Annotated in this window: 9 protein-coding genes; 5 read left to right on the forward strand and 4 right to left on the reverse strand. The window is 67.9% G+C overall.

Annotated features, from left to right (window positions below):
• On the reverse strand, nucleotides 1–441 hold a 441-nt coding region (locus tag VP06_RS27545), incomplete at its 3' end, for a MarR family winged helix-turn-helix transcriptional regulator (protein WP_048467009.1).
• Between the two features lie 224 nt (nucleotides 442–665).
• Here VP06_RS27545 and VP06_RS27550 point away from each other — a divergent pair.
• From VP06_RS27550 to VP06_RS38320, 3 genes are all read left to right on the forward strand, one after another.
• Nucleotides 666–1,553 (forward strand): branched-chain amino acid aminotransferase, encoded by an 888-nt coding sequence (locus VP06_RS27550; protein ID WP_048467002.1) that lies wholly within the window; start codon nucleotides 666–668, stop codon nucleotides 1,551–1,553.
• A 201-nt stretch (nucleotides 1,554–1,754) separates the two neighbouring features.
• A complete protein-coding gene (locus tag VP06_RS27555; protein WP_048467010.1) occupies nucleotides 1,755–2,009 on the forward strand; it encodes a DUF3072 domain-containing protein in 255 nt (84 codons plus the stop codon).
• A 157-nt stretch (nucleotides 2,010–2,166) separates the two neighbouring features.
• A complete protein-coding gene (locus VP06_RS38320) occupies nucleotides 2,167–2,361 on the forward strand; it encodes a Flp family type IVb pilin (protein WP_048467003.1) in 195 nt (64 codons plus the stop codon).
• Between the two features lie 17 nt (nucleotides 2,362–2,378).
• Here the strand turns inward: VP06_RS38320 and VP06_RS27565 are convergent, their stop codons facing one another.
• A complete protein-coding gene (locus VP06_RS27565) occupies nucleotides 2,379–3,251 on the reverse strand; it encodes a LysR substrate-binding domain-containing protein (protein WP_048467004.1) in 873 nt (290 codons plus the stop codon).
• A 159-nt stretch (nucleotides 3,252–3,410) separates the two neighbouring features.
• On the opposite strand from VP06_RS27565, the gene VP06_RS27570 reads away from it, so the two are divergent.
• On the forward strand, nucleotides 3,411–3,743 hold the full coding sequence (locus VP06_RS27570; RefSeq protein ID WP_048467005.1) for a DUF1127 domain-containing protein: 333 nt from the start codon (nucleotides 3,411–3,413) through the stop codon (nucleotides 3,741–3,743).
• A gap of 200 nt (nucleotides 3,744–3,943) precedes the next feature.
• Here VP06_RS27570 and VP06_RS27575 read toward each other — a convergent pair whose 3' ends face one another.
• Nucleotides 3,944–5,179 carry a cytochrome P450 gene (locus tag VP06_RS27575; RefSeq protein WP_048467006.1) on the reverse strand — a complete coding sequence of 412 codons (1,236 nt, stop codon included), beginning with the start codon at nucleotides 5,177–5,179 and terminating at the stop codon, nucleotides 3,944–3,946.
• Nucleotides 5,180–5,351: 172 nt separating this feature from the next.
• Entirely contained in the window at nucleotides 5,352–6,143 is a 792-nt protein-coding gene (locus VP06_RS27580; protein WP_245291336.1) for an IclR family transcriptional regulator, read from the reverse strand.
• A 169-nt stretch (nucleotides 6,144–6,312) separates the two neighbouring features.
• On the opposite strand from VP06_RS27580, the gene VP06_RS27585 reads away from it, so the two are divergent.
• On the forward strand, nucleotides 6,313–7,305 hold the full coding sequence (locus tag VP06_RS27585) for a TRAP transporter substrate-binding protein (RefSeq protein WP_245291337.1): 993 nt from the start codon (nucleotides 6,313–6,315) through the stop codon (nucleotides 7,303–7,305).
• Nucleotides 7,306–7,511 lie beyond the last annotated feature (206 nt).

Below are 7,511 nucleotides of genomic sequence, written 5' to 3' on the forward strand. Positions count from 1 at the left end.
AGGGCGGCAACTCGCCCGGCGGACCCGCTGGCGTCCAGGGCCGGCGAGGCGCCGGGCGAGTTGCCGCCCTTCCGGCGTGCAGGTGAGGAGGCGGTGGCGGCGGTCGCTCGTGCCCGTCCGCTGCGCGATGTAGCCCTGCTCGATCAATTCCTTCAGCACCCGGTTCAGGCTCTGCTTGGTGATTCGCAGGATATCCAGGAGTTCGGCGATGGTGAGACCGGGATGCCGGTCGACGAAGTGCAGCACCCGGTGATGGGCGCGGCCGAAGCCGTATTCGGCCAGGATGCGGTCGGGATCGGCGACGAAGTCCCGGTAGGCGAAGAACAGCAGCTCGATCAGGTCGTAATGCGGCGGCTCGTCGGCCGGTGACCCGGAGTCTTGTGCAGCCTGCGCGGGGGAGTAGCCTGCCGGCGGCAGGTCCTCGTTGGCGACGTCCGGGATGGGGGCCGGACGGGTCCGGGCGGCCTGGGTCACGGGTCGCACCTCTTCGCGAAACCGGGCCTTCGGGCCCTCGTCATTTATGTCAGTCTTGTTGACATATCTCAGCCCCATTGGTACCCGTCAACCCCGCCGGCGAAACGAACGAACGCCCCGCGCCCCGCTCGAGCACGAACGTTGCGCGAGAACCAGCCTGGCGGAAACGAACGCATACGAGGATCATCGTCATGTCCGTCATTCCCTTCGACCAGCGTGAAGGCCACATCTGGTTCGACGGCCGCATGGTGCCGTGGGCGGACGCGAAGATTCACGTACTCAGCCACGGCCTGCATTACGGCTCCAGCGTGTTCGAGGGCGAGCGCGCCTATGGCGGCCAGATCTTCAAGTGCACCGAGCATTCGCAGCGCCTGCGCCGCTCGGCCGAACTCCTCGACTTCGAGGTCCCGTATTCGGTGGCCGAGATCGATGCCGCCAAGCGGCTGGTGCTGAAGGAGAGCGGCCTTCAGGACGCCTATCTGCGCCCGGTCGCCTGGCGCGGCTCGGAGATGATGGGCGTGTCGGCGCAACACAACACCATCCATCTCGCCATCGCGGCGTGGGAATGGCCGAGCTACTTCGACCCGGCGACCAAGATGAAGGGGATCCGGCTCGACCTGGCGGAGTACCGCCGGCCCGATCCGCGCACCGCGCCGTCGGCCTCCAAGGCGGCGGGCCTCTACATGATCTGCACAATCTCCAAGCACCGGGCCGAGAACAAGGGCTATGCCGATGCCCTGATGCTCGACTGGGAGGACAACGTCGCCGAGTGCACCGGCGCCAACGTGTTCTTCATCCAGGACGGGGTGATCCACACGCCCGAGGCCGACCGCTTCCTCAACGGCATCACCCGCCAGACCGTGATCGAGCTGGCGCGGCGGCGCGGCTACGAGGTGGTCGAGCGGCGCATCCGCCCCGAGGAGATGGCGGGCTTCACCGAGTGCTTCATCACCGGCTCGGCCGCCGAGGTCACCCCGGTCTCGGAGATCGGCCAATACCGCTTCACCCCGGCCGCGATGACCAAGATCCTGATGGACGATTACAGCGCCGAGGTGCAGCCGCGGGCCAAGGCAGCCTGAACCCAAGGCAGCCTGAACCCAAGGCGGCCTGAATCCAAGGCGGCCTGGGTGAAGGCCGCCGTAACGACGATTGCCTGAACCGAAGGCCCCGGGTGGGAGACCGCCCGGGGCCTTCGCGCATGCGTTCCCCTTCGGGCGGGGAACGGGAGCCGGGGTTTGCGTGTTGTCTGGCCGGAACATTCAGGGAACATGGAGAGCCTCATGACCGCCAGGACCAAGACGGCCGAGACGCACGCATCCGAGAATCCGAAGCAGGATCCGAAGGACACCTCGAATCGCATCAAGGACCCGAAGGACTGGACCACCGGCTCCGAGCCGATGACCGGAGCGCAGGCTTCCTACCTCAAGACCCTGGCCGAGCAGGCCAAGGACGAGGACGCCTTCGATCCCGACCTCGACAAGGCCGAGGCGTCGCAGCGCATCGATGCCCTGCGCCACGAGACCGGCAAAGCCTGACGGCGGGCTCCGCCCCGCGGCGGCGCAAGCGGACCGGAACAGCGGGCCGGACCGTCGCCCCGCGGGGAAGATCGTACCGTCGAATGGGCCCGTCGAATTAACCCTCAGTCAGGGGATCTGCCGTAATGTCGTGAGCGACGGACCGGGAGAGCTCGACGTGCGTGGCAGATCGCGGGGGACGGAGGTGCTCCGGCGCTTCCGGCATGAGCAATCGGGCACGACGGCGATCGAGTACGCCCTGATTGCCGGGCTGATCTTCCTGGCCCTGACGGCGGCTTTGTCGGTCTATGGCGATGCGGCCGGCGGCCTGTACAGCAACCTGAGCAACCGGTTCGTCTCCGCCTTGCATTGAGGGCCGTATCCCGTCGGTCACTCCGCCGCCAGGCCGAGATTGTCGAGGCATTGCCGGATTTGCGCGGCCAGGATGTCGGCGAGCGGGTTGGGCTCGTCCGAGCGATGGCGCATCAGCCCGATGCGGCAGGCTGGCAGGGCCGCGAACCCCTCCTGCGGACCCAGTACCCTCATGCCCGGGCGCAATGCGCTCTCGGGCAACACCGAGACGGCGAGCCCCGCCAGCACCGCGGCGCCGACCGCGGTCGAGTTCCAACTGACGAACAGGATCCGGCTCTGGCGCCCGCCGCGCTCCAGCGCCTCGATGGCCGCCCGGCGCCAGTTGCAGGCCGGCCGCCCGAGGGCGAGGGGCACCGGCTGCCCGGTATGGACGGCGTGGCGGCTCGACGTGACCCAGAGCAGGGCCTCGGTACGGATCGTCTCGACGGTCCGTCGCCCTTTCGCTTCGGTGACGATGGCGAGGTCGATGTCGCCGTCGGCGATCCGCTCGGCCAGCATGTCGGTGGGTTCGCAGATCACCGTGACCTCGGCCCTGGGATGGGTTCGGGCGAAGCGCCCGAGGATCTCCGGCAGGTAGCGGTCGACATAATCGTCCGGCAGGCCGAGGCGCACGCGGCCGGCGAGGTCGCCCTCGTCGAAGGTGGCCAGGCACTCCGTCTGGAGCCGCACGATGCGCCGGGCATAATCGAGCAGGCGCTCGCCGTCATCGGTCAGCCGCACGCCGCGGCCCGCCTTGGCGAAGATCTCGCGCCCGATCCGCTCCTCGAGCCGCTTCATCTGCATCGAGACCGCGGATTGCGTCTTGTGCACGAGATCCGCCGCCCGGGTGAACGAGCCGCACTCGGCGATCGCCACCAGGGTCCGGAGCTGGTCGATGTCGAGGGGATGCACCGGGCCACTCCATCGTCGATTCTCGCATCAATCCGCGTGATGTGACACATCTCAATCATTCGCTCAACGCATCGGCCAAGCGCCGCTATGACGAGCGCAGCGGACGAGCGATGGCCGGCGCGTGACGAGGTTCGCCGACAGCTCCCGCCGGAGACCACGATGACGATCAGTTTCGCCCCCCTCTTCGGTGTCCTCTCGCTGGCGCTCGGCTTCGGCCGCAAGGCCGCGCAGATCGTGGCCCGGATCGTCACCCTGTGGATTCACCGCCGCGCCGCCTACCGTCTCGCCCAACTGGACGACCGGGCGCTGAAAGACATCGGTCTCACCCGCAACGACGTGCTGGGCGTGCTCGACCTGCCGTTCGCGCAGGACCCGACCCTTCCCCTGGTGCATCGACGCCGCGCGCGGCGCCAGCCCCCGCCGCCGGCCGTGACCGTGCGCCTCGCCGCTCGGGACGGGCGCGTGGTGGAGGGGAGGGCGCGGGAGGTCTGACCACCTCGCGCTCTCCCTGATCGATCCGCCCTGCGCGATGGGGCGCAGGATCCTCTCTTCCGGCCGGGAGAGGGGATCCGGCCTGGCCGGCCTCCCGTCTAAGCGGACTTGCGTTGGCAGGCCAACGCTTCGTCCGCTGAGGGTCTTGTTGCATCGCAGATTTCACCCGCCGACCCGGTGACCGCTTCGGCGCAATCTGCTTAGGCCGTGGCCCAGGACACCGGCAATGCGTCGACGCGGCGGATCGCGGCCGAGCCGCGCACGGTCAGCGGTCGTTCGAGGCGCAGGTCGGGAAGCCGGCGGGTGAGCGCCCGCAGGCCCTCTTCCAGCTCGATGCGGGCGAGCGCCTCGCCGAGACAGCGATGCACGCCGCCGCCGAACACCGGGTGCCAGCGCGGATGGTCGGTCCGGCGGATGTCGAAGACGTCCGGGTCGGCGTAGAGGGCCGGATCGCGCATCGCCGACAGCGTCGAGATCGACAGCAGCGCCCCCGCCGGCAGCACGGCTCCGTCCAGGGGGATCTCGGCGAGCGCGAAGCGCGGGAACGACCCGACCGCCGGCTCGAACCGCAACGCCTCGGCCACCGCCCCCGGGATCAGCCCCTCGTCGCGGCACACCGCCTCCCAGTGCTCCCGGTGCGCGAGCAGCAGGCCGGTCTGGATCGCCAGCGCCGCGCGGGTGGTGTCGCTGCCGGCCAGGATCAGGGAGACGATCTGCATCCGCGTCTCCGCGGCCGATTCCGGATCGTCCTCGTCGATCGAGGGCAGCAGGGCGGAGATCAGGTCGTCCCGCGGGCTGCTGCGGCGCTCCGCCACGAGGTCCGCAACGTAAGCCGTGAGCCGGCGTGCCGCCTCGTCGCTCTCGGGGAAATCCTCCGGTGTCCAGGCCGAGGTGAGCGCGCGGGACACCGCGTAGACCCAGGCCGTGAAGTCCGGCACGTCGCGCTCGGGGAGCCCGAGGATCAGCGCGATCGCGCGGGCGGGGAGGGGGGCGGCATAGTCGTCGAGCAGGTCCATCCGGCCGTCGGCCACATGCCGGGCCACCAGCCCTTCCGCAAGGGCGCGGATGCGCGGGCGCAGGGCCGCCACGACTCCGAACGCGAAGGTGCGGGCGATCGGCGTGCGCCGGCGCCGGTGGACCTCGCCGTTGGACAGAAGCACCGTCTGGCGGAAGAAATCGAACAGCGGCCCGGAGGTGATGCCGCGCAGCCGCGCGAATTCGGTCTCCACCTGCCGCGTGCGCGGATCGGTGACGAGGGCCTGGACGTCCTTCGCGCGCAGCACCATCACGGCGCCGTCGTCGGTCCGGATGCAGGGCACGATGGCGCGGTACTGCGCGAGCACGGCGTGCGGATCGGCCTCCAGGACGGCGCGGGGAACGAGGACGAGGTCCGTCGGTGTTCGCTCCGCGGCGGCCGCGTGCGTGGATGTGGCCATCGTCGCCTCCTGCCTGCGATCCGGTCGGCATCATGAACCGGAACGGGGCGGATTGCAGCCTGCGCCTTCGCCCGACCGCCGCGCCGTCTTGAGGCCCCGTCTTGAGGCCCCGTCTTGGGGGCTTGAGAGTTGGGGGCCGAGAGATCGCCCGGATCGGGCCGTTCGGTGGGGTTCAGGCCATGTTGCCCCACGTGCCGCGGTCGTCCGTCTTGAGAAGCGGCGAAGCACTCCCGATGAGCGCGAGTTCGTTCGCCATCTTCAGCAAGATCGGGCCGACCTGAAGCATGCGGTCCTCCGTGAAGCGGGAGGACGGGCCGGCGACGATCAGGGCACCGACCGCAAGCTCTCCCTTCCGCCTGACCACCGCGGCCATCGAGTTCATGCCCGGAGCATACATGTCCTTGATCATGCTGAAGCCTCGCTTCCGGTGCTCCTGCAGCATTGCCAGGAGTGCCGTCACGGAGACCGGGGCGTTGGGGCCATAGCTCGCAGGATCGCCCAAGCCTTGATGGACCACGGCTTCGGTCGCCTGCTGATCGCTCAGCGTCGCGAGCCAGGCGTGACCTGCCGCACTGCAGGAGAGTCTCAGATCGATGCCCATGTCGGGATCGTAGAGCAGGCCGACTTTCGACCCCACCGCCTTCGCGACCAAGGTCAGCCTGTTCCCGTCGAGGATGGCGAGACGAACGAGTTCTTCGGTCTCGCGGGCAAGCCTGTTCATGACCGGCTGCGCGATATCGATGATGCCGGACTTGCTCAGGAAGCTCATGCCCATCGAAGAGAGCTTGGTGGTAAGCGCGTAGGTCCCGCGCTGCAGCGGCCGCACGTATCCGTACTTTCCCAGCTCGTTCAGCGTGCGGTGGCATCCGCTGCGGACCTGGTTGAGATCGGTCGCGATCGACACCAGCGACGCACCCTGCGGGCGAGCGGCCAGATATTCCAGGATGGCCAGCGCCTTCTCCATCGACCCGCTCATCCCGCGCTTCCCGTTATCTTTCAAAATTTGAAAGATAATCAAAAAACGTTGCGGTGTCGATTCGCGATGCTACGACGCGAAGACATAGATCGCGGGTAGCGACGGCGCTTCAGGGAGGACGACGACGATGAGGACAGGCGTCATTCGGCGCAGGGAGATGCTGACAGCGATCGCGGCCGTGCCCCTCGTCGCCGCACCCTTCGTCCGCCGCGCCGCCGCGGCCGAGTTCAGCCTCAAGATCGCGCATCCGCTGGCCGCGGCGCATCCAACGAACACCCGTCTCCTCGAGGCCGCCGACACGATCCGGAAGGACACGGACGGCCGGGTCGAGTTGCGGATCTTTCCGAACGGCCAGCTCGGAGGCGAGGCGGACACGTTCAGTCAGCTTCGGTCCGGGGCCGTCGAAGCCTACGTCATCGGCGGCCTCGTCGTGTCGACGGTGGTCCCCGCGGCGGCTCTGGACGGGACCGGGTTCGCCTTCGGCGACGCCTCGAAGGTCTGGCCGGCGATGGATGGCAGGCTCGGCGCCTACATCCGGGACGCATTCGCCAAGAGCAACCTGTATGCCGCACGCACGTCCTGGGACCTCGGCTTCAGGGAGATCACCACATCGGTGAAGCCGATCAGGACCGTCGCCGATCTGAGCGGTCTGAAGATCCGCGTGCCCAGCGCCGCCGCCTATACGAGCCTGTTTCGGGCGCTGGATGCCGCCCCGACCAGCGTGCAGTTCACGGACGTCTATCCCGCCTTGCAGACTCGCATCGTCGATGCGCAGGAAAATCCGCTCAGCCTGATCGTGACGTCAAGGTTTCACGAAGTTCAGAAGTTCTGCTCATTGAGCAACCATATCTGGCAAGGAAACTGGATCCTGTTCAACGGCCGCGTCTGGAAGAGTCTTCCAGAGAAGATCCAGGAAATTGTCGAAGCTCGGTTGAGTCAGGCGGGGCTTGCACAGCGCGCCGATCTCGCCAACCTCGAACAGAGCTACCGCGACACGATGGTCAAGAGCGGGATCGCGTTCAACGACGTCGATGCCGACTCGTTTCGCGCGAAGTTGAGGTCTGCCGGGTACTACACCGAGATACGACGCAAATTCGGCGATCAGGCGTTTCAAATCCTCGAGGAGGCCGCCGGGGCGTCCTTTGGCTGAGACGTGATCTCGTCGAGCGAATGGTTCCGTCTCGCGCGCGGCCTGCCTGGCGTGAGGCGGGCCGCGCGGCGGGTTCATGCGAAGACGCCGTCCGACAGGACGTGACGCCAGAGAAGCTTCACGATCGCGTTGCCATCGCGAAGCTTCTCTGGCTGTTTGATTTTGCCGCATTTTCTACGACGAACCGGTATCCGCTTCGTCGGAAA

The organism is Methylobacterium aquaticum (genome assembly GCF_001043915.1).
Taxonomy (GTDB): domain Bacteria; phylum Pseudomonadota; class Alphaproteobacteria; order Rhizobiales; family Beijerinckiaceae; genus Methylobacterium; species Methylobacterium aquaticum.

Bases quoted from the DNA above. Each gene is read 5' to 3' on its own strand.
- VP06_RS27550 (WP_048467002.1), top strand. From the start codon at position 666: ATGTCCGTCATTCCCTTCGACCAGCGTGAAGGCCACATCTGGTTCGAC.
- VP06_RS27555 (WP_048467010.1), top strand. From the start codon at position 1,755: ATGACCGCCAGGACCAAGACGGCCGAGACGCACGCATCCGAGAATCCG.
- VP06_RS27570 (WP_048467005.1), top strand. From the start codon at position 3,411: ATGACGATCAGTTTCGCCCCCCTCTTCGGTGTCCTCTCGCTGGCGCTC.
- VP06_RS27575 (WP_048467006.1), bottom strand. From the start codon at position 5,179: ATGGCCACATCCACGCACGCGGCCGCCGCGGAGCGAACACCGACGGAC.
- VP06_RS27580 (WP_245291336.1), bottom strand. From the start codon at position 6,143: ATGGAGAAGGCGCTGGCCATCCTGGAATATCTGGCCGCTCGCCCGCAG.
- VP06_RS27585 (WP_245291337.1), top strand. From the start codon at position 6,313: ATGCTGACAGCGATCGCGGCCGTGCCCCTCGTCGCCGCACCCTTCGTC.